The sequence below is a fragment of the Yinghuangia seranimata genome (assembly GCF_029953285.1).
Taxonomy (GTDB): Bacteria; Actinomycetota; Actinomycetes; order Streptomycetales; family Streptomycetaceae; genus Yinghuangia; species Yinghuangia seranimata.
The window spans coordinates 70,951-94,214 of the sequence record NZ_JASAOI010000007.1 but is presented as its reverse complement, the minus strand read 5'-3'; the positions used below and the strand labels follow the sequence as shown (position 1 = coordinate 94,214).

Genomic DNA, 23,264 nt, shown 5'->3' with positions numbered 1-23,264 from the left:
CAAGCCCTCATCCGTCGCGTCGCGCCGGGGCCCGGGCGGCCCTCCCGAGCCCGCAACGCGCGGTAGCCGGGCAGCGTGGCCCCGGCAAGTCCCCCCAGACACGCCAAGCCTGCTGCCGCCGAAAGTCCCGGCACAGGGCCGAACGGCCCGCCGGGGACGGACCGTTCGGGTGATGGCGGATATGGGGTGGCGGGGCGGAGGGAACGTTTGCCCTCGTCGTACCGGGTGTGGTCAGAGCCGGCGGCCCGGGCGCGGGGCGTCGCCGGGGCGCAGCTTGGTGTCGTCCACGGCGAAGGCGAGCCGGTCGTGCACCTGCACGACGCCGTCCACCCCGCGCACCATGCGGACGAGCAGGCTGGTGAGCGTCTTGTTCTCCATCTCGCCGGCGAGCGTGACCACGCCGTCGAGGACGCGGACGTCGAGGCTGTCCGGGTCGACCCACAGGTCGCGGCGCAGCAGGTCGTCGCGGATCTCGGCGCGGATCGCCTCGTCCGGACGCAGGTACACGCGGAGCAGGTCGCAGCGGCTGACGATGCCGCGCAGCCGTCCCGAGGCGTCGACCACCGGGAGGCGCTTGACGCCGTGCCGCTCCATGAGCCGCGCGGCCTCGCCCACCGTGGCGCCCGGGCCGACCACCACGGCCGGCGCGGTCATCAGCTCGCCCGCGGTCTCGCCCTCCGCCTTGCCCCGGGCCTCGCGCACCGCGCGGCGCGAGTGCACGGCGACGGGCAGCCGCGCCGGCCCCTCACTGTCGGCCTCCTTGCGCAGCAGGTCGGCCTCGGACACCACGCCGACCACGGCCTTGTCCTGGTCGAGGACGGGCGTGGCACTGACGGCGTGTTCACGCAGGACGCGCACGATCTCCTTGAACGGGGTGTCGGTCTGGACGGTGACCACAGGCTCGGTCATCAGGTTCTCGACACGCTGGTGCTGCACGGCGGCCTCCTTTGAGGACGGGTGGGCCGGGGCCTGCCTGGGTCTTGTCGGCGCCGGGCCAGGCGTGCGGTGCGGCCCCGGCAAGACCCCGGCCAGGCCTCAGGCGCCGACGGGGATGAGCAGGACGGGCGCGTGGGAGTGGTGGAGCAGGGCGTGCGTGACCGGGCCGAGGTGGCGTCCCACGCGGCCAGGGCGGCGCCTGGTCGCGATCACGACCAGTGAGGCGGTCTCGGACGCGTCGACCATGGCCGTCGCGCGGGGCGCGTTGACGACGTCCGGCGTCACCTCGACGCCCTTGTACTGGTCCTCGTACCGTTCGAGGACGGGCGCGAGGGTCTGGCTCAGGATCGTCTCGCCGTTGCGCTGGCAGGTGCGGACCGCCTCGCTGCTCGGCCCGACCGGCACCGCGGCGAGCACCGGCATGTCGGGGAACGACCAGGCGTACAACGCGCGCAGGGGCCTGTGCCGGTCGACCGCCTCGACGAGCGCGGCCTCGACGGCGGGGCGGCACGTCTCATCGGAGACGCCCACCAGCACCGGGCGGCCGTCGGGGCGCAGGAAGTCCTCGTCGACCGGCGGCTCCGCGGTGCCGTCGGTGCCCGACCGCACGACCAGCAGCGGGCACCGGCCCTCGGCCGCGACGGCACGGCTGACCGAGCCCAGCAGCAGCCCGGCGAACCCGCCCAGGCCGCGGCTGCCGGTCACCATGAGCCCCGCCCGGCCGGACGCCGTGGTGACGACCTCCTCCGCGGGCCCGTGCTCGACCGTCGTGGTGACCTTCAGCTCGGGCCGCCGGCGCCGGGCGCGCTCCGAGGCCTTGTGGACGACCTCCGACGAGACGTTGTACAGGTGGTGGCCGTACCAGTCGCTCGCCTCGTACGCCTTCCACTCCCACGCGTGCAGCACCTCCAGCTCGGTGCCGCGCAGCGCCGCCTCGTCGGCGGCCCAGTCCACGGCGTTGTCCGCCGCGGGAGACCCGTCGACCGCGACGATCACGTGGCCGGACGGTGTGGCGGTGCCCTCGATCATCGCCGACTCCTGTTCTGTTGAAGGGTTTTTGCGTCTCGTCAGGGATTCTTCGCGCGGTGCTGACACCACGTCAGGGCCGTTCGGCCCGGCGGCGAAGGCCGGGTTCAGCCTTCAGCCCTCGTCTTTCGGCGCCACGACGTCGCTCAGCGCGCGGCGCGGGGTCGGCGGGACGTCGACGCCCATGCCGAGCCGCAGCACCATCTGCGCGTTGCCGTAGTGCTTGGCCTCGGACGCGACCTCGTCGCGCATGTCGGCGTTCTCCAGCGCCTGGTTCGCGAACGACGCGGCCACGCCGTACCGCGTCCCGGTGACCAGCACGCGCAGCAGCGCCTGGCCGGTGACCAGCCAGTCCACGGGGCCGTCTCCGCGCGACTCCAGCACCGCGATCGTGGGGTGCGCCTCGAAGGCGATGGCCTCGCGGCCCGTCACGTCGCGGCCGACGGCGAGGTCGCGCACCGCGCCGGTGGGGGAGTGCGGCAGCGGGCCCAGGCTGCGGGCGGGGATGCCGTCGCTGCGGTGCGTCGCGTCCGGGGCGTCCACCCAGTGGGCGCGTTCCTCGCGCAGGTGCTCCTCCTCGAGGCCGGTCGCCTCGCGGATCAGGGTCAGCAGGCGCTCGTAGGCGGGCTCCTGCTCGATGACACGCAGCCACGTACCCTCGTCGCGGGCCGCGTCGCGCAGGTACTCCAGGACCAGCGGCGGGATCGCCGCGTCCTTGAACGGGGCGCGGTTGGTGCGCCGGCTCGGAAGGCTCCAGTACAGCGTCTCGAACCGCGGGTCCGGCGCGGCTGTGGTGACGCGGACGCGGGCGACGAACGACGGCCGGTCGTCGTCGGGGAACGGCTCCACCTCGGTGCCGAGGTTCAGCGACGCGTACCCCAGCCGGGCCGCGAACACCGCCGCGCCGCACGCGATGTGCGCCTCGCGGGCGTGCGGGTCGCCGAAGACGAGCATGCGGTCCGGGTCGATGTGCACCTCGAGGTCGTCGCCGTCCCATCGGAACCACCACGGCTGGGTGTTGTGCTTGGACGGGGCGGACGTCGCGGCCCTCAGGATCCGCTCACGCTGCTTGGGGGTCAGGGGCGCGCTGTTCATGGTGTCCTCCCGGAATCGGGGCCGGGCGGTCGTCCCAGATCCGCCGGTACTTCAAGGCTCGTGGCTTCGGCCCCGCGGGGTCAGGGGCGTGGGGCCCGCCGGCACGGGCCTAACGGCCCCGTCGGGGCCAGGGGTGGGCAGGGGGCCGAACGGCCCTGGGGCGGGGATCCGCGACGCGGGACGGTGGGAGGACAACGCCGCCGAAAACGCGACGCTGGGAGACGACGCTGCCGCCGGGAGGTGGGCCATGTTCATCCTTGTCGCCTACGCGACGTGCCACGGCTCCACACGGTCGATCGCCGAGCGCATCGGCGCGACGCTGGCCGGGGAAGGCCACCGCGTCGAGGTGCGGTCGGTGTCCGACGTCGACCACGTGTGGCAGTACCACGCGGTGGTGGCCGGCAGCGCGATCCACGACGGCGACTGGCTGCCGTCAGGGGCCGAGTTCCTGCACCGGCACGCCGGGATGCTGGCCGAACGGCCGCTGTGGCTGTTCAGCGTCGGCATGGCCCCCGCCGCGCGGGGACGGCGCGGACGCTGGTTCGCCGCGCACGCGGGCATTCCGCGCGCGGTGGCCGTCGACGCGGACTACATCCAGCCGCGCGACCTCCACGCCTTCGCCGGGGTCCTGGAACCCGCGCACATTCCCGTGCGCGTACGGCCCTTCATGTGGATGATCGGCGGCCGTTTCGGGGACTTCCGCAACTGGGCCGACGTCGACGCGTGGGCCGAGGGCATCGCCGACAAACTGGAGGCCGAGTGAACGCCACCGCACCGGGGGCCGCCGAGGCGCGGGTCCTCGTCGTGAACGCGGGGTCCTCGACCCTGAAGCTGTCGGTCCTGGAGCCCGACGGCAGCCTGGGCGCGCACGCGGACATCGGCACACCGGACGGCGTCCCGCCCTCCGCCGTCCCCGGATTCGTACGCGGCGCGGGCCGGGTCGACGCCGTCGGGCACCGCGTCGTGCACGGCGGGAACGCCTTCGCCGGCCCCGTGCGGGTGACGCCCGACGTGGTCGCGGGCATCGCCGCGCTGGCACCCCTCGCACCGCTGCACCAGGGCCGCGCGCTCGCCGCCATCGACGCCGTCCGCGCGGCACTGCCCGACACCCCGGCGGTCGCCTGCTTCGACACCGCCTTCCACCGCACGATCCCCGACGAGGCCGCGACCTACGCGCTGCCGCGCGCGTGGCGCGACAAATGGCACCTGCGGCGGCACGGCTTCCACGGCCTGTCCCACGCCTACGCCGCCCGGCGCGGCGCGGAACTGGCCGGCCTGCGCCCGGCGTCCGCACGCGTCGTCAGCTGCCACCTGGGCGCGGGCGCGTCGCTGTGCGCGGTCCGCGGCGGAGTGTCCGTCGACACGACGATGGGCTTCACCCCGACCGAAGGCCTGGTCATGGCCACCCGACCCGGCGACGTCGACCCGGGGCTGCTCGTGTGGCTGCTGCGCCAGGGCGTCACGCTCGACGAGCTGGACGACGCCCTCGAACACGGCGGCGGCCTTTCCGCGCTCGCGTCCGGCGGCGGCGACATGAAGGCCCTCCGCGACGCCGCCGCCGCAGGAGACCCTGAAGCCCGCCAAGCCCGAGCGGTGTACACCTACCGGCTGGGCACCCGCATCGCCACCATGGCCGCCGGGATGGGAGGCCTCGACGCCCTGGTCTTCACCGGCGGGGTAGGCGAACACGACGCGGCCGTCCGAGCGGACGCCACGGCCCGACTGGCGTTCCTCGGCGTCCGACTGGACGCCGAAACCAACGAGACCACCCACGCCGACGGAGACATCAGCGCCTTCGACGCCACGGTGCCGACGCTAGTCGTCACCGCGCGAGAGGACCTGGAAATCGCCGCCCAGACGAGGCACGTACTCGCGGACGACCCGCCGCCCGCCGACGACGAGCCTGTCCTGTGACCCGCTTTCCCTCACCGACCCGGTGCGCCGCTCTTCGACAACGCACGCCACGCGTGGCGTAGCGTTCGCGGGATGAGCTGCTGGACGGCGTACATCCTCCGTGACAAGGACGGCAGGTGCTTGGTCACCGCGGAAAAGCAGAGTTGGTGGGACCTCAGCCGTGCGGACGATGTCGCCGGCATGGTGGAGATGGTCCGCCGCGCGGGCATACCGGCGCACGACGAGCGCGCGCTCGGCTTCGTCGACACCTGGCACTGTCAGGCCGTCGCCATCGACCTGATCGAACGCCGTGTGCGCCACTTCCGATGCGGTGCCTTCCTGCACGGCGCCGCCCACGCCGACAGCTTCGCGGCGTGGTTCGCGGCGGCACCGGTGTGGTCGGGGTGGGACGTCGGGTACGCGTGGGGTGGTCGGCAGGAACTTCTCGACGCCGTGCCCCAGGCCGCACCTGCCGTGGCTCCCGACGACCCCTCCCCGGCGGATGTCCCACTCGCCGCCCTGTGTTCGCGCGACGAATGGTTCGTCGCGTGGGACGCCGGGCGGCATGAGATCACCGTGCGGTACGCGGAGACTTCCGCGGACTGGTTCCTCTCCGCCTACGCGCTCATCAGTGTCATCCGGCCCGACAACGCGGTGCTGGACTACCGTTTGGACTACTGGACCGTCGTCGACTGGCTTGCACGCCACGGCGATTCGGTGCTGCCGGTGTTGTCGGCGGAGCCCCCCTACCCGCTGCCCGAGGAGGCTACTGCCACCCCAGGCGCGGGAGTGGTCATCGACGTGGCAGCCCGGCGCGTGCGCTACTGGACGACGGACAGGGTTCCCCCGGCGGTGCACGAACGGGTCGTCGCCGCGTGGACGGGGTGGCGGACGGATCGCCTGCCGTACGGGTACCCCGGCCACTTGGCCTGCACCGGCCGCGTGGACCACGACGTCCTCAGCTCACCCGACCAGCTCCTGGCCGGCGGCTGGGACGAGTCCCTCCTTCCCCACCGGGACGCAGGCCGCCGCACTTTGGCGGTCCCCTCCGACACCCTGCGAGCCTGCCGCATCGTGGTGACGGAGGACTGAGGGAGGCGGTTACGCGCCGGTGTGGGGCTGGCCCTGCTGGACCTCGGTGGCGAACACAGCGGCCTGGACGCGGCGTTCGAGGCCGAGTTTGTTGAGGAGGGCGGAGACGTAGTTCTTCACCGTCTTCTCGGCGAGCTGCATCTTCTCGGCGATCTGGCGGTTGGTCAGGCCCTGGGTGACGAAGCCGAGGACCTCGCGTTCGCGGGCGGAGAGGTCGGCCAGGCGGGGGTCGACGGTGTTGCCGGTGCGGACGCGTTCGAGGACCTTGGCGGTGATGACCGGGTCGAGGAGCGACTGGCCGGCGGCGACGCGGCGGACGCCGTCGACGAGGTCGGTGCCGCGGATCTGCTTGAGGACGTAGCCCGCGGCGCCCGCCATGATCGCGGCGAACAGGGCGTCCTCGTCGTCGTACGACGTCAGGATCAGCGCCTGGATGTGCGGGAACCGCGAGCGGACCTCGCGGCACACGTCGATGCCGCTGCCGTCCGGCAGCCGGCCGTCCAGGACCGCGACGTCCGGGTTGAGGGCGGGGATGCGGCGCATGGCCTCCTGCGCGGACGCCGACTCGCCCACCACCTCGATGTCGGGCTCCGCGCCGAGCAGGTCGGCCAGGCCGCGGCGGACGATCTCATGGTCGTCCAGCAGAAAGACCCGGATCGGCTGGTTCGGGGAGGTCATCACGACTCATCTCTTCAGGCAGGGGTTATCAGTCTCGCACCGCGCGCGAGCGCCCGTCAGGCGTCCTCGCGCAGCAGCTCGGCCAGGGCGCCGAGCAGGTCGTGGTCGGTGACCACGCCCAGCGGCACCAGGGCCGCGTCGGTGACCACGAGGGCGTCGGCCCCCGCGGTACGCAGGTGCGCCGCCGCGCGGACCACGTCCACGTCCGGGGCGACGAAGGGCCGGGCCGGACCGAGCGCGTCTCCGGCGCAACGGTTCTTCAGGCCCAGCGGATCCATCGCCCATGTGGCGGCCAGGTCTCGGTCGGACAGCAGGCCCGCGGAGGCGCCCTGGCGTGTCACGACGAGGTGCCGCAGGCCGCGGGAGAGCATGACTTCCATGGCGGTCCACAGCGTGTCCGCGACGTCCACGGCCACGGGCTCGCGCATCAGCCCGGCCACGCGCGGCGGCGCGGCGACGGGATCGCGGCGGGTGCCCGGGTGGTGCGGGTCCACGGGTGCGGTCTTGGCGGTCATGGCGGTCCTCCCGGATCCGCGGCGGCCGCCTCCGCGACCGCCTCGGTTCGAGCCTCCCGCAGTCCGTCCCCAGGTCACAGGGCCGTTCGGCCCTGCCATCCGTCCAGTACGTACGGCAGCGTCGGATACGGCGCTCCCCGGCGCCGGGAGGCCGGCGCCGCGTGACCCCCGAGGGGGAACCCATGACCGAGCTCGTGCCGGTGACCGACCCGGAACCGTCCGACATCCACGCGGTCGACGCGTGGTGGCGGGCCGCGAACTACCTCGCGGTCGGCCAGATCTACCTGATGGACAACCCGCTGCTGGCCGAGCCTCTACGGCCGGAGCACATCAAGCCGCGGCTGCTCGGCCACTGGGGCACCTCACCAGGCCTCAACCTGATCTACGCGCACCTGAACCGGCTGATCCGGACCCGGGGCACGACCGTCATGCACGTCACCGGCCCCGGCCACGGCGGTCCCGCGGCGCTCGCGGGCGCGTGGCTGGACGGCACGTACAGCGAGCGCTACCCGGACGTGCCGCGCGACGCCGAGGGCATGCGCGCCCTGTTCCGCCAGTTCTCGTTCCCCGGCGGCGTCCCCAGCCACATCGCCCCCGTCGTGCCCGGGTCGATCCACGAGGGCGGCGAGCTGGGCTACAGCCTCTCCCACGCCTTCGGTGCCGCGTTCGACAACCCCGACCTGCTCGTGGCCTGCGTGGTCGGCGACGGAGAGGCGGAGACCGGGCCACTGGCGACGTCCTGGCACAGCACGAAGTTCCTCAGCCCCGTCACCGACGGGGCCGTCCTGCCGATCCTGCACCTGAACGGCTGGAAGATCGCCAACCCGGCCGTCCTGGCCCGGCTGCCGCGCGAGGAACTGGACGCGCTGCTGGCCGGCTACGGCTGGGCGCCCGTACACGTCGAGGGCGACGACCCCGCCGCCGTGCACCTCGCGCTGGCCCGCGCGCTGGACGCCGCCTGTGACGAGATCGCCCGCGTCCAGGCCGCCGCCCGCGCCGGACACGCCGTCGGGCGGCCCCGCTGGCCCATGATCGTGCTGCGCACCCCCAAGGGCTGGACCGGCCCGCACGAGGTCGACGGACTCCCGGTCGAGGGCACCTGGCGCTCGCACCAGGTCCCGCTGGCCGGTGTGCGGGAGGACCCCGCGCACCTGGCCGCGCTGGAGGACTGGCTGCGCTCGTACCGGCCCGACGACCTGTTCGACGCGCACGGCGGCCCGACCGCGGCCGTGCTCGCCAACGTCCCGGCCGGCGACACGCGCCTCGGCGCCGTCCCGCACGCCAACGGCGGCACCCTCGTGCGGGCGCTGCCGCTGCCCGACGTCGACGCCTACGCCGCCAAGGTCCCCGAACCCGGCGCCACCGTCACCGAGCCCACCCGCGCGCTGGGGGAGTGGCTGCGCGACGTCATGGGAGCCAGCGCCGCGCGGCGTGACTTCCGCGTCTTCGGCCCAGACGAGACCGAGTCGAACCGGCTCGGCGCGGTGTACGAGGCGACCGCCAAGGCGTGGCAGGGCCCGTACCTCGACATCGACCGGCACCTGGCCGGCGACGGCCGCGTCATGGAGATGCTGTCCGAACACACCTGCCAGGGCTGGCTGGAGGGCTACCTGCTCACCGGCCGCCACGGCGTGTTCTCCACCTACGAGGCGTTCACGCACATCGTCTCCTCGATGTTCAACCAGCACGCCAAGTGGCTCTACGAGTCGGCCAAGCTCGGCTGGCGGCCGCCCATCGCCTCGCTCAACTACCTGCTGACGTCGCACGTGTGGCGCCAGGACAACAACGGCTTCTCCCACCAGGACCCCGGCTTCGTCGACCACGTCGTCAACAAGCGCCCCGAGGTCGTGCGGGTGTACTTCCCGCCGGACGCCAACACCCTCCTGGTCACGGCCGACCACGTGCTGCGCAGCCGCGGCCTGGTCAACGTCGTGGTCGCCGGCAAGCAGCCGGCGCACAACTGGCTCGACATCGACGCCGCCCGCCTGCACTGCGCACGCGGCGCCGGCATCTGGGACTTCGCGTCCAACGACCACGGGACGCCCGACGTGGTGCTCGCGTGCGCCGGCGACGTCCCGACCCTGGAGACCCTCGCCGCCGTCGACCTGCTGCGCCGCCACCTGCCCCACCTGCGCGTCCGGGTCGTCAACGTGGTCGACCTCATGCGTCTGCTGCCGCGCGCCGAGCACCCGCACGGCATGACCGACGCCGAATACGACGCCCTGTTCGGCACCGACGTGCCGGTCATCTTCGCGTACCACGGCTACCCGTGGCTGATCCACCGCCTCACCTACCGGCGCTCCGGCCACGCGAACCTGCACGTGCGCGGCTACAAGGAGTACGGCACCACCACGACGCCGTTCGACATGGTCGTCCTCAACGACCTCGACCGCTACCAGCGCGTCGTCGACGTCATCGACCGCGTCCCCGGCCTCGGCGAACGCGCCGCCGCCGCACGCCAGTCGATGATCGACATGCGCTCCCGCCACCACGCTTGGATCCGCGAACACGGCGAAGACCTGCCGGAGGTCCGCGAATGGCGCTGGCCAGGGTCGCGGCCGACGGGCCTGTAAGGCGTAGCGCACGACGTGCGAGAGGGCGGTTCCCCGCGGAAGCTCCGCAGGGAACCGCCTCTTGCGTCGTGCCGAGCCTGCGTCCGGCCGTCTCCCGTCCGCGCTGGATCCTTCGGATCAGCCCGCGCCGTGTGGCGCGTGCGCTCGCCTTCGAGGCGCGCCAGGACCCGGCCGGGTGATTTGCTGAAGTAGTGAGCGAGCCGGGTCCACTGCGACTGTTCGTGGCACTGACGCCGCCGCCGGAGGCGGTGGCCGAGCTGCGTCGCGCGGTGGAGCCGGTCCGCGACCGGTTCCCGGAGCTCCGCTGGACGGCGCCCGAAAGCTGGCACGTCACGGTCGCGTTTCTGGGCGACGTCGCTCCCGAGATCCGGCCGGGGCTGGAGCGGCGGCTCGGCCGCGTCGCCGCGCGCCACCCCGTCCAGCGGGTCGTCCTCGCGCACGGCGGGCGGTTCGCCGACCGGGTGCTGTGGATGGGCGTCGGCGGCGACGTGCCCGGGCTGCAGGCGTTGGCCCAGGGCGTCAGCAGGGCCTCGGAGAGGTCGGGCGTCCCGGTGGAATCACGGCCTTGGCACGGACACGTGACGCTGGCCCGCGCGTCTGGGCGCCGGCGCGAGTACACGCTCGCCGCTCCGGCCGCCCTGCTCGCTGATTTCGCGGGCGCCGAGTGGACCGCGGAGGCACTTCACCTGGTCCACAGCACCATCGGCGCGGGCCCGGCGCGGTATCAGGACGTTGCGGCCTGGCCGCTGGAAGGCCGACCCGGACGGTTCCGCTGAGTGGTGCGTCGGATCAGCGCGTGGCACGGACCGCCACCCAGCGGCCCCGTGGAGCCCGGGGGCGCGGTCGCGCAGCACGAACGCCCGGACCTCCGAGCAGGGTCCGGGCGTTGTCGTGAGGTGGGTCAGCCGGCAGGGACCAGCAGCACCGGCGAGTGGGCGTGGTGCAGGACCGCGTACGCCGTCGAGCCGATCGTGCGGCCCACGCCGTGCGCGCGCCGGTGCGCGGCCACCACGGTCATCTCGGCGTTCTCGGACGCCTCCACGAGGACCTGCCCGGACGGGCCCTGGACCACCTCGGCGGACACGGCCACGTGCGGGAACTCCGCCCGCAGCGGCGCGAGGACGTCCACCAGCGTGGATTCCGCCGCGCGCCCGATCGAGCGGTAGACGTCGTCGGGCACCGGCATCGCCGCGCCCAGGTAGCCCGACGACGCGGGTATCGGGGGCAGCGACCAGGCCGTGACGGCCTTCACCGCCAGCCCCCGGAGCGCCGCTTCCTCGAACGCGGCGCGCGCCGCGGAGGCGCACGAGACGTCCGCGATCCCGACGAGGATCCTGCGGGCTGGCCGCTCCGGGTCCACGGCGCCGGCCCCGTGCTCGTCGGCGGGCACCACCAGCAGCGGGCAGCGGCTGCGCCCGGCCAGGTAGCGGCTGACCGAGCCCATGAGCAGGCCGGTGAAGCCACCCAGGCCGCGGCGTCCGACGACCAGGAGCGCGGCGCGCTCGGACGCGGCCTCCAGGGTGTCGGTGTCCTTCTCGTGGACGATGTCCGTGGTCACGGCGATGCCGGGCTGGCGTTCGCGGGCCTGCGCGGCGTGTCGCTGGAGGACGTCGACGCCGGCGTCGTGCAGGAGTTCGCCGTACCAGTCGTGCGGCTCGAAGGCCTTGGGCTCCCATGCGTGCAGCAGTTCCAGCGGGCTGCCGCGCAGCGCGGCCTCGTCGGCGGCCCAGTCGACGGCGTTGCGGGCGTAGTCGGAACCGTCGACGCCGACGACCACGGGACGGGGCGGCTCGGTGGCGGGGGTGGGCATATGCGCTCTCCTCGACTGGGTCGCGGGCGGTTCGCCGCCGCGGGAAGGGGTGGGTTCAGGTGCGGAACAGGACGACCTTGAGCGCGCCGGTGTCGGCGGCCCGCTCGAACACGTCGTACGCGTCCGGCATCTCGTCGAGCCCGAAGCGGTGCGTGACCAGCCCGTCGGTGTCCAGCCGGCCCGCGGCCAGCATGTCCAGGAGCATCGGCGTGCTGCTGGTGTCGACCAGGCCCGTCGTGATCGTGACGTTCCGGATCCACAGGTCCTCGAGGTGCAGCGTGGCCGGGCGGCCGTGCACGCCGATGTTGGCGACGTGCCCGCCGGGCCGGACCAGGCGCGTGCACATCTCGAACGTCTCGGGTACGCCCACGGCCTCCATCGCGACGTGCGCGCCGAAGCCGTCGTTCGTCAGCGCCCGGACGGCCTCCACGGGGTCGCGGTCCGGGGTCAGGACCACGTCGGCGCCGAACCGCTTCGCCGCGTCCAGGCGGCCGGTGTCCGGGTCGACGACGACGACGCACGCCGGCGAGAACATGCGCGCGGTGACCACGGCGGCGAGGCCGATCGGCCCGGCGCCCACGATCGCCACGGTGTCGCCGGGACCCACCCGGCCGTTGCGGACGCCCACTTCGTAGGAGGTGGGCATGATGTCGGCGAGCAGCACGGCCGCTTCGTCCGTCACGGTCTCGGGCAGCTTGTGCACCGACATGTCGGCGAACGGGACGCGGACCTTCTCGGCCTGGGTGCCGTCGATCGTGTGCCCGAGCACCCAACCGCCGCCACCCGTGCACTGCCCGTACGCGGCCGACCGGCACGACTTGCAGCGCCCGCAGGCCGAGATGCACGAGACGAGTACCCGGTCGCCGGGCGCGACGGTGCGGACGCCGGCCCCGACCTCGAGGACCGTGCCGACGGCCTCGTGGCCGAGCGTGCGGCCGACCGCGACCTCGGGCACGTCGCCCTTGAGGATGTGCAGGTCGGTGCCGCAGATGGTGACCGCGTCCACGCGCACGACGGCGTCGTCCGGGTCGCGCAGGGCGGGATCGGGGGCGTCCGCCCAGCTGCGGCGCCCGGGGCCGTGGTAGGTGAGGGCCTTCATCGGGATCACTCCGTTCGGCGGGGGTCTCGCTCCCAATCCGAGCCTCCCGCCAAAGGGTCGAGCCCCACAGGGCCGTTCGGCCCGATGCGGTAGGGACCTCAGCCCATGTGGTGCCGCGCGGCCTTCCGAGACAGTGGATCCGAGGGGGAACAGCGCCTCAGGCACCACGTTTCGCGCACCTGTCCGGCACGATCCGACCCCACCGGAGGGATCCCATGGCGCACCAGACCGTCCGCGCGGTGATGACGGCCGACGTCGTCTCCGTCGGCCCCGACACCGAGTTCAAGGACATCGTCCGCACGATCCAGGAACGGCGGGTCAGCGGCGTCCCGGTGGTGGACGCCCAAGGCCGGGTGCTCGGTGTGGTCACCGAGGCCGACCTCCTGCGCAAGGAGGCCACCGAAGGCGGGACCGCCGACGGCCCCCGCACACACATCCATTACACCGCACACCGCGCCGCCCAGGCGAAGGCACGGGGGCAGCGCGCCGCCGACCTGATGACCGCCCCGGCGGTCACCGTGCGGGCGGACCAGACCGTCGTGGAGGCCGCCCGGCTCATGGAGCGCCGCGGGGTCAGGCGGCTGCCCGTGGTGGACGCCGAGGGCTTCCTCGACGGCATCGTCAGCCGCGCCGACCTGCTGCGCGTGTTCCTGCGCCCGGACGCCGACATCCGCGCCGAGATCGCCGACCAGGTCCTCACCCGGGCCCTGTGGATCAACCCCGCCACCGTCGCGGTCACCGTCGAGGACGGCCGCGTGCACCTGAGCGGCGTGCTGGAACAGAAGAGCCTGATTCCGCTTGTCGTCAGGCTGTGCCGCGCGGTCGACGGTGTCGTCGGCGTGACGCACACGCTGCGTTTCGACTACGACGACAGCCGCCCGCGGTCGCGCCGTGCCCACGCTTCGGGTATCACCGACGCGTGGATGGCGAGGCTCTGACCACACGCTTTTCAGCCGCCACGGAGGGCGGCCTCCGGGGAAGTCCGTGCGCCGCTTGCGGCACACCGGTCGCATGCGAACCTGTGTCCGGGCCACAATGGGGGCGACACGACGTCTCGGGGCCGCCGCGTGCTGACTCCGTCGCCTGGGGAGAGGTAATGCCGGACGAAGCCGAGCCGCAGAAGAAGCGCGCCCGGAAGGGTGCCGAGCGCCCGCCCATCCCGCGCATGCGCCTCGACGAGCTGCTCGACGAACTTCAGGCGCACATCGGGGTCGTCCGCGCGACCCGCGACCGCGTGCACACCCTCCTTGAGGCGGTCCTGGCGGTCGGCAGCGACCTGGAGCTGGAGACGGTGCTGCGCCGCATCGTCGAGTCCGCGGTCTCGCTGGTCGACGCGCGGTACGGCGCGCTCGGCGTGATCGGCGACGAGGAGCGGCTCGCCCGCTTCCTGCCGGTCGGCATGACGTCCGAGACCATCGCGAAGATCGGCCCGTTCCCCGCCGGGCGCGGCATCCTCGGCCTGGTCATCCGCGACCCGCACCCGATCCGCCTGCACGAGATCTCCGAGCACGCCGACTCGTTCGGCTTCCCGGCCAACCATCCGCCGATGCACACGTTCCTCGGCGTGCCGATCCGGATCCGCGACGAGGTCTTCGGGAACCTGTACCTGACCGAGAAGCGCGGCGGCGCGGACTTCGACGAGGACGACGAGGCGGTGCTGCGCACCCTCGCCGCCGCGGCCGGCGTGGCGATCGACAACGCGCGGCTCTACGACCAGGCGACGCGGCGCGAGCAGTGGCTGACCGCGGCGTCCGAGCTGACCCGCAGCCTGCTGTCCGGCGCCGACCCGTCCGACGTCCTGCGGACCTTCGCCGGCACGGTGCGGGAGATGGCCGGAGCCGACCTGGTCACCGTCGCGGTCTCGGTGCCGGGCACCGACGACCTGGTCGTCGACGCGGCCGACGGCGACGCCGCGGACGAACTGCGCGGCCTGGTCCTCAGCAGCGGCACGACGCTGGCCGGCAAGGTCTACACGTCCGGCGAGACCGCGGTGTCCGACAACCTGTCCGAGGACCCGCGGGTCCAGGAGTCCGCGGTCAACGACGCCTACCGGGGGCTCGGTGCGGCGTTCATGCTGCCGCTCGGCACTTCCGACCACGTCCGCGGCGTGCTCCAGGTCATCGCGCACGTCGGGCGCCCGGCGTTTCCCGAGGCGACCGTCGCCATGGTGACCGGGTTCGCCAGCCACGCCGCGCTGGCCCTCGAGATCGCCGAACGCCGCCGCGAGGCCGAACTGCTGACCACGTTCCAGGACCGCGACCGGATCGCCCGCGACCTGCACGACGTGGCCATCCAGCGGCTGTTCGCGACCGGGATGTCGCTGCAGGGCGTCACACGCATGGTCGACCGGCCCGAGGCCGTCGACCTCATCATGCGGAACGTCGACGACCTCGACGAGACGATCCGGCTCATCCGCTCCACGATCTTCTCGCTCAAGGCCCGCGAGCGCGGCAAGGCCGCAGGGCTCCGCAGCCGCGTCCTGCAACTCGCCGACCACGCCGCCGAACAACTCGGCTTCACCCCGACCCTGCGCCTGGAAGGGCTGCTGGACACGGCGGTGCCCGAGGAGATGGGCGACCACATCCTCGCCGTCATCCGCGAAGCCCTGTCCAATGTCGCCCGGCACGCCCACGCCACCCGCGTCGAGGTGTCCCTGGAGGCGACCCCGACCGAGGTGGGCATCACCGTCACCGACAACGGCGTGGGTATGCCCACCGAACGGGAGCGCAGCAGCGGCCTGGCCAACCTGGCCGCGCGCGCCGCGGAGCTGCACGGCGACTTCGACGTCGTCCCGCGCGACGGGGGCAAGGGCACGGTCCTGTCGTGGCGCGCCCGGTACCCCCGCTAGGCGGCCGTCGGCCGCCCGGCGGCACCGGGGCGCGCTTTCGAGTGGTTCACCGCGCCCTCGGGCGGTTCACGCTGTGCGCGTGATGCGGCGTCCCGCGACGAGTTCCGTCCGGATGCGGACCACGCGGTCGTACTCGCCGGGGGCCCACGGCTCGGGCGCCTCGGCGACGATCCGCTCGTAGGCCGGGCCGGACTCCAGCAGTTCGGCGAGGCCGGTGACCACGACGCTCCAGCCGATCCGCCGGTGCACGTCGATGTGGTCGGCCTCGAAGGCGACGACGTTGCCGTCCACGGCCTCGGCCAGCTCGGAGTCGCCGCTCACCCGGAAGGCGACGTCCGAGCCGACGAGCACGAAGTTGACCGGCCGCGCGGCCGGGAGCGCCTCGTGCGAGTACACGACGCGTCCGACCGGCACCTGGCCGAGCAGTTCCAGGGCTTCCCCGCGGTCCAGTTCCCGCATCGCCGCCGACTCGGGCGCGTTCGGTCGGGTCGTGTCAGTTGGCATCAGGCGAGTGTCATCTGTGGGCGACATTCGCGCACAGGGCCGAAGGGCCCTGTCCGTGGCGAGCGTCGCCAGGGGCTGGGCGAGGTGCGGCGTGGTCATGGCGTCCCTCCTTGAGCGGACGGGGCGGCCGGCACCGGCGCGCGGTCGGCCGCCGCGTCGGCGGTCGACGCGACACCGCGTTCGACACCCGGCTCGACAGCGGTTTCGACACCGGGTTCGACACCGGGTTCGAGGTCCTCGCACAGGCCCGCGAGGACGCCCAGCAGGTCGTGGTCGGTCACGATCCCGAGCGGCCGGCTCCGGTCGTCCACGACGACCAGGGCCTCCAGTCCCTGGGACCGCATCCGGCAGGCCGCCGCGACCACGTCGGCGTCGGCGCTCACGAACGGCGGCTTCGCGGGGAGCACGTCGGCGGCGTGGCGCCGCTTGAGGCCGAGCGGGCTCGTCGCCCACACGGCCGCGAGCTCCTTGTCGGCGAGCACCCCCAGCGCCGTGTCCCCATGGGTCACCACGACGTGGCGCAGGCCGGTGGTCAGCATGACGTCGACGGCGGTCCACAGCGAGTCGGCGGCGCCGACCGTCACCAGCGGGCTGTGCATGACAGCGCCCACCGTGGGCCGGGTCTGTGTCTTGACGGCCATGGTGCGCCTCCTCGATACGGCGGAGTGGGGGAGTGGGGTCGGCACGGGTGCCCGGGTGCCGCCGGGGACTGCCTGTCCTGCCAGGATCACCGGCCCGGGTACGGGCCCACAGGGCCGAACGGCCCGTGACCTGCCGACCCGGTCCCGAACGGGCGGGTCCGTCACCGCGAAGCCGTCCACAACGGGGCCGTGCGCTGCCAGTCACGGGCCCAGGCGGCCATCCGGGACCGCATGAAGACGGTGTACTCGACCGAGTACAGGACGAGCAGCACGCCCGCGCCGCCCAGGACCGTCAGGACGCCCATGCCGGCGGCGTCGGAGAACACCGCCTCCGGCGACGGCGGAGCGGTGGTCGGGTTGCCCGCCGCGTCGAGCCAGACGGTGGTCGGGACGTCGTCGCGCAGCACCGTCGTGACCGGGTGCGCACGCCCTTCGACGGCCGCCCGGTGGCTCTCGGCGGCGTGGAAGTGCGCGCGGCCGACCAGGAAGCCCAGCGCCGGCAGCGCGAACACGGTCAGGAGCACCAGGACCGTGAACAGCTCGTGCAGGCGCTGGGAGCGCGTGCGCAGCGGGTTGCGCCGCCGCAGCCACACGCGCCGCAGGCCCGGCGCGGCCGTGCGTCCGTCTTCCTTGGTGCTCACGTGCGTTCCTCCCATCACGACACGGCTGCCCAGCGGCTGGACGAAAGGGACCGGCGGCAGTCCGCCGCCGGTCCTGGGGTACGTGCGCTCAACGCAGCCACGGATTGCGCCGCACGACGGGCAGCTCGGCCCAGCGGGCGCCCAGGCCGTAACGGCTGCGGGAGGCGACGGCGGCGAGGGCGATCAACGCGAGCGCGTACACGACGTGGTAGTCGGCGAACGGGTTCGTCGACCCGCTGGCGGCGCCGCTTTCGACGTGTTTGGCGGGCGGCCATTCGGCGATCCACATCAGGGCCATCATCGCGGTGCCGGACGCGGCGGCGATCCGCATGCCGATGCCGAGGATCAGCGCGAGGCCGATGCCCAGCAGGCCGGCCATGAACAGCCAGTCGGCCCAGGTCTCGCCGGCCCAGCCGCGCAGCGTCCCGGCCATCGGCCCGGCGTCGACGTGGGACAGGAAGCCCTTGGTCGGCGAGCCGCCGTCGATCCAGCCCTTGCCGGAGCGGGTGGCGTAGCCGAGCCCGAAGGTCTTGTCGAGGAACGCCCACAGGAACACGAACCCGAGGACGACGCGGAGTCCGGCGACGGCGATCTCGCGGGCGGAGGCCGCGGTCAGGACGGCCGTCCCGGCGGAGGCCCCGCCGGTGCGGCGGTGCAGGTGCAGGCGTCCGGTCAGGCGGGGCGCGTGCGGTGTGGCCATGGTGGTTCCCCCTCGGGCGCGGCCGCCGGACGGTGTGTCCGGCGGCTCTGGTGGTCGGCTGCTTGGTGCGGCGGTGCTCGTGGCGCATGGATCGGCGGTTCCCTGGTCAGCGGCGGTGCAGCCCGTGCCGGTGGTGCAGGTGGTGGTGGAAGTGGGGCCGGCCGCCGAGCGCGGCCGCGGCCAGCGCGGCGACCAGAGCCGCGGAGGCGATGACGGTGCCGAGCACGGTCCAGAAGTAGGTTCCGAGGACGAACACGGCGAATCCCCTTTCGTGCGGCGGTAGTCGGGTGAGCCGCCCGCCTTTCCGCACCATGAGGTTCCCGCGCGGCCGGGGGTGCTCCCCAGGGGAGGGCGGCCCGAGCCACCGGGTCGAACGGCCGGTTGGTGGTTTTGCGGGCACGCCAAAACGCCTGCCCCGCCCTGCGGTTGGCGGGGTGGGGCAGGCGTGTGGATCGTCCTTCAGGCGCGGGCGTGCAGCACGCTCGCGCCCAACGGCAGTGGCGCGCAGCCGACGAGCCGGAGCCCGGCGGCGTCGAGAAGCCGGGCGTAGTGGTCGGCGCGGCGTTCGCGGCCGCCGACGTTGCACATCATGTGCAGGTCCCACGCGGTCGCCAGGGACGGGGATCCGTCGGTCGGCAGCAGGCGTTCGACGATGAGCAGGTCGGCGTGCGCGGGCATGGCGCGGGCGCAGTGCCGCAGGATCTCCACGCAGCGGTCGTCGTCCCAGTCGTGCAGCACGCGGGACAGCACGTAGACGTCCCCGTGGGCCGGGACGTCGGCGAAGTCGCCCGTCCGGAACGTGCATCGTCCGCCGACGTCGCTCGCGCCCAGCGCCCGGCGGGCCGCCTCGACGACGTGCGGGCGTTCGAGGAGGACGCCGCGCAGGCCGGGGTGCGCGGCCAGGAGCAGCCGGAGCAGTTCCCCGGTGCCGCCCGCGATGTCGACGACCGTCCTGGGGCCGGAGGCGCCCGCGGACGCGAACACCGGGTGCGCCGGGAGCGGTTCGAACATGCGCGCACTCGCGGCCATGGACCGGTCGAACCGGTCGGCCAGTTCGGCGTGCCGCGCGAAGTAGTCGAAGTGGTTCTCGCCGTAGAGCTGCTCGAAGCCGGTGCGGCCGGTCCGCACGGCGTGCGCCAGGAGCGCGAACGACTGGTAGAACGGGCCGCCGTACATCAGCGCCAGCGGCCGCATAGAGCCGGGTTCGTCCGCGCGCAGCAGCGTGCCGAGCCCGGTGAGCCGGAAACCGTCGCCCTCCTCCACCGCGACGCCCAGCATGACGAGATAGCGCAGCAGCGTCGCGAGGCTCTCCGGCTCGGCGTCGACCGCCCGCGCGAGCGCCTCGACCGCGACGCCGGCGCCGGTGTCCATGGCCTCGGGCAGCCGCAGCTGCGCACACGTCGCCAGGGCCTGCGTCGTCCACGCGCCGGTCATCAGGCGCAGGAGCGCCTCGGCGGGCTGCGCGACCCGGTCGTCCCCGAGGTGCTCGGCGAGGACCTGCCGGTGGTCGCCGCGCGCGTACAGTTCCAGCCGCCGGTACCCGGCCGTCGCGTCGGAGGGGGCCGCGAAGTAGAAGACCGTGCCGTCCTCGTGCGGGTTGTACCCGCCGCCGTCCGCGGTCGCGCCGTGCCGGGCGAAGATCGACGCCAGGCCGCGCAGCACCAGCGGATCCGGCCGCTCGACCTCGAAGGCCAGGTGCGCCTCGTGGTTCCGGTCCCGCTCGTAGGCGGCGATCTCCGCCAGTTCCGAACCCGGCGGGACGGCGAGCACGAACAGCTCCACCGCGCGCTGTTCCCCGTCGGGGCCGTGGACCGCGGGACGCAGGATCCCCACGTCGAGGTCCGCGACGTCGCGCCGGTGGCGTACGGCCAGCCGCTCCCGGACGACGACGCTCGGCTGCGGCTCGGCGTGGGCGGCCAGGCCGTGCGCCGCCAGTTCGGCGCGCAGGGCCGCCAGGTCCGGCGGGAAGACCAGCAGCCCGGCGTGCGCGAAGCGGCAGCGGTCCACCAGCGCCCGCAGCTCCAGGCCGTCGAGGCCGGGCAGCAGGAGCGAGAGCAGCGTGGTGGTGTCCTGGTGTCTGACGACGTCCACGGCCGCGCTGAGCCGGGCCGTGTCGTCAAGGGCGTGCGTCGTCCGCAGCGTCGTCATCGCGAAGTGATCCTCGGTGCAGTGCAGTTCGGTGCTGGATTTCGGTGCTGGATTTCGGTGCTGGCAAGGGCCCGGGTCCGGGCGGGGAGCGCGGCGTCAGACGCCGACGTAGTTCTCGGCGAACCAGTCCTGCCGGGTCCGCGACGTGCGCAGCGCGTCCATGCGCGCGCGGCGCAGCCGGTTCTCGAACAGCGCCGCGTCGTCGGAGCCCGGCGCGGCGTGCAGCAGCCGGATCATCCAGTGCGAGAACTCCTGCGCGCGCCAGATGTACGCGAGGCAGCGCGCCGAGTAGCCGTCGAGCGCGGCGGAGTCGGCGTTCTTGACGTCCTCGATCAGGGCGTGGGCGAGGATCTCCGCCTCCAGCACCGCGAGGTTCGCGCCCTTCGCGGCGGAAGGACTGATCAGGCTTGCGGCGTCGCCGACGAGGAACAGCGCGCCGTGGCGCAGCGGTTCGAGGACGTCGGACTCCAGGTCGACGACGGTGCGCTGGAGGATGCGGCCGCGCCGGAGGGGGCCGTAATCGGCCGCGCGCATGCGCAAGGCGAGCTCGTCCCAGATCCGCTCGTCGGGCCACGCTGCGGGGCCGGTGGCCGGGCTCTCGCCGGGGCTCGGGTCGGCCGTCGTGCCGGGTCCGCACTGCAGGTAGTAGCGCGTGGTCTCGGAGGTGCGGGCCATGTGCCCGGCGAATCCGCGGTCGTGCAGCGCGTAGCCCACGGCGTCGAGACTCGGCGGCGCCTCGGCCAGCAGGCCCAGCCAGGTGACGCCGTGGTCGCGGTGGTGGCGGTGCGCGGCGCCGGGCGGCAGCGAGCGCCGCGCGGCGCCGTGCCGGCCGTCGCAGCCCGCGACGTACCGGGCCTGCCATGTGACCGGGCGGCCGTCCGGCTCGCGTGCCAGGACCGAGGGACGCGGGGTGTCCGCGTCGTGTACGGCGACCGCCTCGGTCCCGAACCGGATCCGCCCGCCGGCGTCGAGGTAGTGCGCGAGCAGGTCCGTGACCAGGTGCTGCTGCGGGTAGACGGTGTGCGGCTCGCCCGTGCCGAGGCCGCTGTAGTCCAGCCGGAACCGGCCGTCCTCGGTGCGGAACTCGCACACGCTGTGCTCGTGGCCGTGCCGGCGCAGGCCGTCGGCCAGCCCGTGGCGCTCGAGGACCCGCACGGTGTTCGCGGCGAGGAACCCGGCGCGCGCCCGGGTCTGGACGTGTGCGCGGTCGGCCCGTTCCAGGATCACGCAGTCGATCCCGTTGTCGACCAGGACGTTCCCGAGTACCAGCCCGGCCGGCCCGGCTCCGAGGATCACCACATCGGCCGCGTCGTGGGCCGCCGGAGCATTCTGACGTTGTGTCACAGCGGTGGATCGTAACCACCTGCATCGGCCTCGAATGGCAAGAATCACCTGAATGCACCCATAGCTGAGTGAATAGTTGCCATAGACAGCGCGATGCCAGCTGTTCGTGGTGTCGACGGGCGTCGGCGGTTGACGGTGTACCGCCTATCCCTGAAGATCTTCATTGTGAAGTACGTAAATAATGACGGCGAGCTCGCCGAAGACGCCGACGGGCTGCTCTACGACCCGCAAGTCCGTTCCGCCATGGGCCTGTTCGCCGCAGACGGCGACACGCTCCGACTCGAGGCGGCGGCCGCCGCGCGGAGCGCGCAGCGGGCCGTCGAGCGGCTGCGCGGGCAGGGCGCGGGCGGTCGCGGGCTCAGCGCGGGGGCGCTGGACGTCCTCGTCCGACTGCACTCCGCCGGCGAGCCCGGCGCGAGCCTCGGGGACCTGGCGCGTGCCGCCGGGATGACGCCGCGCAACGCCACCGGGCTCGTCGACACGCTCGAACGCGACGGCCTGGTACGGCGCGACCCCGCCCCCGACGACCGCCGCTCCGTCCTCGCCCGCATCACCCCTGCGGGCGTCGCGTGGCTGGACGACTTCCGCGCGCCCACCCAGCGCGCCATGGCGGCCGTGTTCCACGGCTTCACCGACGCCGAACTCGACCAGCTGCGCCACCTGTGCCTGCGGCTCGTCCGGAACCAGCAGCGCCTCGAGGCCTACCTGTCCGCCGCCCCCGAAGGGACCGACACCGCATGACCAGCACGGCAACGACCCGCGCCACCGTCCGCGCGTACCACGAGGCCCGGTTCCGCGGCGACGTCCCCGCCGCCGCGGCCACGCTCGCCGAGCCGTTCCGCTTCGCGAGCCCGCTGATCGCGTCGGACAGCGCGTCCGAACACCTCGCCGGACTCGGCATGTTCCTCGGCACCGTCGAGGGCGTCGACCTGGTCAGCGAGCTGTACGGGGAGGCCGAAGCGACACTCGTATACGACGTGCGCACGACCCTGCCCGCGGTCGGCGTCCAGCGCACGGCCGAGCACTTCCGGCTCACGGGCGGCCGGATCAGCGGGATCCGGCTGATCTTCGACGCGACGCCGTGGCACGCCGTGATGCGGGCGGCGGGACTGGTGTCCTGACGGCCGTTCAGAGCATCGGACCCGGCACCTCCGGATTCGCCGAGCCGCATCGGTCGGTCAGTACCGCAGCGCCCGGGGCACCTTCGCCGTCGTGTCGCCCTTGATGTCGACGTGGCTGCGCGCCGTCGCGCTCACCTTGGAGCCCGGGGCCGCGTCGTTGACCGTGACGACCACGGCGTCGACGAGGTCGCCGGAGGAGTTGTGGAAGTCGACCTGGATCAGGAAGTCGGCCTGCTTGTCGGTGGTGTTCGTCACCGACAGCGACGCGGTGGCGCGTCCGTCCGCGTCATGCGACGTCGACTCGACGGTGACGTCGCGTGGGACCGCGGTGCCGTGCTTGATCGCGTCGAACTTGTGGCCGACGTCGTCCAGCGCGTTCCGCACGGACGTGGCGGCCTGCGAGGCCGCCGACGCGGCCTTGTCGGCCGGCGTCCGCCCGTTGCCGTCCTCCCCGCACGCGGACAGGCCCAGCGCGAGCGCCGCGGCCACCGGCAGGGCGGCCCAGCGCGCGGCACGGAGGCCGGTGTTGCGGTGGATCGGCTTACGGAGCGCGGGACTTCCTCGTACGGCTGACTCGTCTGCATACATGCGCAGCGGCTA

Annotated in this window: 24 protein-coding genes; 9 read left to right on the top strand and 15 right to left on the bottom strand. The window is 73.6% G+C overall.

Annotated elements, in window-relative coordinates; all coding sequences use genetic code 11:
* Window positions 1–231 precede the first annotated feature (231 nt).
* The 3 genes from QI554_RS04780 to QI554_RS04770 form a co-directional block, all read right to left on the bottom strand.
* On the bottom strand, window positions 232–936 hold the full coding sequence (locus QI554_RS04780) for a CBS domain-containing protein (protein WP_281466171.1): 705 nt from the start codon (window positions 934–936) through the stop codon (window positions 232–234).
* 99 nt (window positions 937–1,035) lie between these two features.
* On the bottom strand, window positions 1,036–1,965 hold the full coding sequence (locus QI554_RS04775; protein WP_281466169.1) for a universal stress protein: 930 nt from the start codon (window positions 1,963–1,965) through the stop codon (window positions 1,036–1,038).
* A gap of 111 nt (window positions 1,966–2,076) precedes the next feature.
* Window positions 2,077–3,057 carry an Acg family FMN-binding oxidoreductase gene (locus tag QI554_RS04770; protein WP_281466167.1) on the bottom strand — a complete coding sequence of 327 codons (981 nt, stop codon included), beginning with the start codon at window positions 3,055–3,057 and terminating at the stop codon, window positions 2,077–2,079.
* 247 nt (window positions 3,058–3,304) lie between these two features.
* Here QI554_RS04770 and QI554_RS04765 point away from each other — a divergent pair, with 247 nt between their 5' ends.
* The 3 genes from QI554_RS04765 to QI554_RS04755 all read left to right on the top strand — a co-directional run bounded on the left by QI554_RS04765 (window position 3,305) and on the right by QI554_RS04755 (window position 6,042).
* A complete protein-coding gene (locus QI554_RS04765) occupies window positions 3,305–3,820 on the top strand; it encodes a flavodoxin domain-containing protein (RefSeq protein WP_281466165.1) in 516 nt (171 codons plus the stop codon).
* Entirely contained in the window at window positions 3,817–4,971 is a 1,155-nt protein-coding gene (locus tag QI554_RS04760; protein ID WP_281466163.1) for an acetate/propionate family kinase, read from the top strand. The genes QI554_RS04765 and QI554_RS04760 overlap by 4 nt, the downstream gene beginning before the upstream one ends.
* A gap of 72 nt (window positions 4,972–5,043) precedes the next feature.
* Complete coding sequence (locus QI554_RS04755; RefSeq protein WP_281466161.1) at window positions 5,044–6,042, top strand: hypothetical protein; 999 nt, start codon at window positions 5,044–5,046, stop codon at window positions 6,040–6,042.
* A 9-nt stretch (window positions 6,043–6,051) separates the two neighbouring features.
* Here the strand turns inward: QI554_RS04755 and QI554_RS04750 are convergent, their stop codons facing one another.
* Together QI554_RS04750 and QI554_RS04745 are read right to left on the bottom strand one after the other, a co-directional pair.
* Entirely contained in the window at window positions 6,052–6,720 is a 669-nt protein-coding gene (locus tag QI554_RS04750) for a response regulator (RefSeq protein ID WP_281466159.1), read from the bottom strand.
* A gap of 56 nt (window positions 6,721–6,776) precedes the next feature.
* The gene (locus tag QI554_RS04745; protein ID WP_281466157.1) at window positions 6,777–7,235 is read right to left on the bottom strand and encodes a CBS domain-containing protein; all 459 of its coding nucleotides are present in this window, start codon (window positions 7,233–7,235) and stop codon (window positions 6,777–6,779) included.
* Between the two features lie 182 nt (window positions 7,236–7,417).
* On the opposite strand from QI554_RS04745, the gene QI554_RS04740 reads away from it, so the two are divergent.
* Entirely contained in the window at window positions 7,418–9,808 is a 2,391-nt protein-coding gene (locus QI554_RS04740; RefSeq protein WP_281466155.1) for a phosphoketolase family protein, read from the top strand.
* A gap of 191 nt (window positions 9,809–9,999) precedes the next feature.
* Window positions 10,000–10,584, top strand: a complete 585-nt coding sequence (gene thpR, locus QI554_RS04735) for an RNA 2',3'-cyclic phosphodiesterase (protein WP_281466153.1) — start codon at window positions 10,000–10,002, stop codon at window positions 10,582–10,584.
* A 125-nt stretch (window positions 10,585–10,709) separates the two neighbouring features.
* On the opposite strand, the gene QI554_RS04730 is transcribed toward thpR, so the two are convergent.
* Together QI554_RS04730 and QI554_RS04725 are read right to left on the bottom strand one after the other, a co-directional pair.
* On the bottom strand, window positions 10,710–11,618 hold the full coding sequence (locus QI554_RS04730; protein WP_281466151.1) for a universal stress protein: 909 nt from the start codon (window positions 11,616–11,618) through the stop codon (window positions 10,710–10,712).
* 55 nt (window positions 11,619–11,673) lie between these two features.
* Entirely contained in the window at window positions 11,674–12,717 is a 1,044-nt protein-coding gene (locus QI554_RS04725; protein ID WP_281466150.1) for a zinc-dependent alcohol dehydrogenase family protein, read from the bottom strand.
* Between the two features lie 215 nt (window positions 12,718–12,932).
* On the opposite strand from QI554_RS04725, the gene QI554_RS04720 reads away from it, so the two are divergent.
* Together QI554_RS04720 and QI554_RS04715 are read left to right on the top strand one after the other, a co-directional pair.
* A complete protein-coding gene (locus QI554_RS04720; protein ID WP_281466147.1) occupies window positions 12,933–13,655 on the top strand; it encodes a CBS domain-containing protein in 723 nt (240 codons plus the stop codon).
* A 158-nt stretch (window positions 13,656–13,813) separates the two neighbouring features.
* Entirely contained in the window at window positions 13,814–15,565 is a 1,752-nt protein-coding gene (locus QI554_RS04715) for a sensor histidine kinase (protein ID WP_281466145.1), read from the top strand.
* Between the two features lie 66 nt (window positions 15,566–15,631).
* Here QI554_RS04715 and QI554_RS04710 read toward each other — a convergent pair whose 3' ends face one another.
* The 7 genes from QI554_RS04710 to QI554_RS04680 all read right to left on the bottom strand — a co-directional run bounded on the left by QI554_RS04710 (window position 15,632) and on the right by QI554_RS04680 (window position 21,498).
* Window positions 15,632–16,069, bottom strand: a complete 438-nt coding sequence (locus QI554_RS04710; RefSeq protein WP_281466143.1) for a pyridoxamine 5'-phosphate oxidase family protein — start codon at window positions 16,067–16,069, stop codon at window positions 15,632–15,634.
* 95 nt (window positions 16,070–16,164) lie between these two features.
* Window positions 16,165–16,710 (bottom strand): CBS domain-containing protein, encoded by a 546-nt coding sequence (locus QI554_RS04705; RefSeq protein WP_281466141.1) that lies wholly within the window; start codon window positions 16,708–16,710, stop codon window positions 16,165–16,167.
* 161 nt (window positions 16,711–16,871) lie between these two features.
* The gene (locus QI554_RS04700; RefSeq protein WP_281466140.1) at window positions 16,872–17,351 is read right to left on the bottom strand and encodes a hypothetical protein; all 480 of its coding nucleotides are present in this window, start codon (window positions 17,349–17,351) and stop codon (window positions 16,872–16,874) included.
* Window positions 17,352–17,439: 88 nt separating this feature from the next.
* Window positions 17,440–18,051, bottom strand: a complete 612-nt coding sequence (locus QI554_RS04695) for a DoxX family membrane protein (protein ID WP_281466138.1) — start codon at window positions 18,049–18,051, stop codon at window positions 17,440–17,442.
* 106 nt (window positions 18,052–18,157) lie between these two features.
* Window positions 18,158–18,307 carry a hypothetical protein gene (locus tag QI554_RS04690; protein WP_281466136.1) on the bottom strand — a complete coding sequence of 50 codons (150 nt, stop codon included), beginning with the start codon at window positions 18,305–18,307 and terminating at the stop codon, window positions 18,158–18,160.
* A 203-nt stretch (window positions 18,308–18,510) separates the two neighbouring features.
* Window positions 18,511–20,199, bottom strand: a complete 1,689-nt coding sequence (locus QI554_RS04685; RefSeq protein WP_281466133.1) for a methyltransferase — start codon at window positions 20,197–20,199, stop codon at window positions 18,511–18,513.
* A gap of 96 nt (window positions 20,200–20,295) precedes the next feature.
* Window positions 20,296–21,498, bottom strand: coding sequence for a 4-hydroxybenzoate 3-monooxygenase (locus QI554_RS04680; RefSeq protein WP_281466430.1), 1,203 nt, complete (start codon window positions 21,496–21,498; stop codon window positions 20,296–20,298).
* 138 nt (window positions 21,499–21,636) lie between these two features.
* On the opposite strand from QI554_RS04680, the gene QI554_RS04675 reads away from it, so the two are divergent.
* Window positions 21,637–22,284 (top strand): MarR family winged helix-turn-helix transcriptional regulator, encoded by a 648-nt coding sequence (locus QI554_RS04675; protein WP_281466131.1) that lies wholly within the window; start codon window positions 21,637–21,639, stop codon window positions 22,282–22,284.
* Window positions 22,281–22,664 (top strand): nuclear transport factor 2-like protein, encoded by a 384-nt coding sequence (locus QI554_RS04670; RefSeq protein ID WP_281466129.1) that lies wholly within the window; start codon window positions 22,281–22,283, stop codon window positions 22,662–22,664. Before QI554_RS04675 ends, QI554_RS04670 begins: the two co-directional genes overlap by 4 nt.
* 57 nt (window positions 22,665–22,721) lie before the next feature.
* On the opposite strand, the gene QI554_RS04665 is transcribed toward QI554_RS04670, so the two are convergent.
* Complete coding sequence (locus QI554_RS04665) at window positions 22,722–23,252, bottom strand: hypothetical protein (RefSeq protein WP_281466127.1); 531 nt, start codon at window positions 23,250–23,252, stop codon at window positions 22,722–22,724.
* Between the last annotated feature and the right edge of the window lie 12 nt (window positions 23,253–23,264).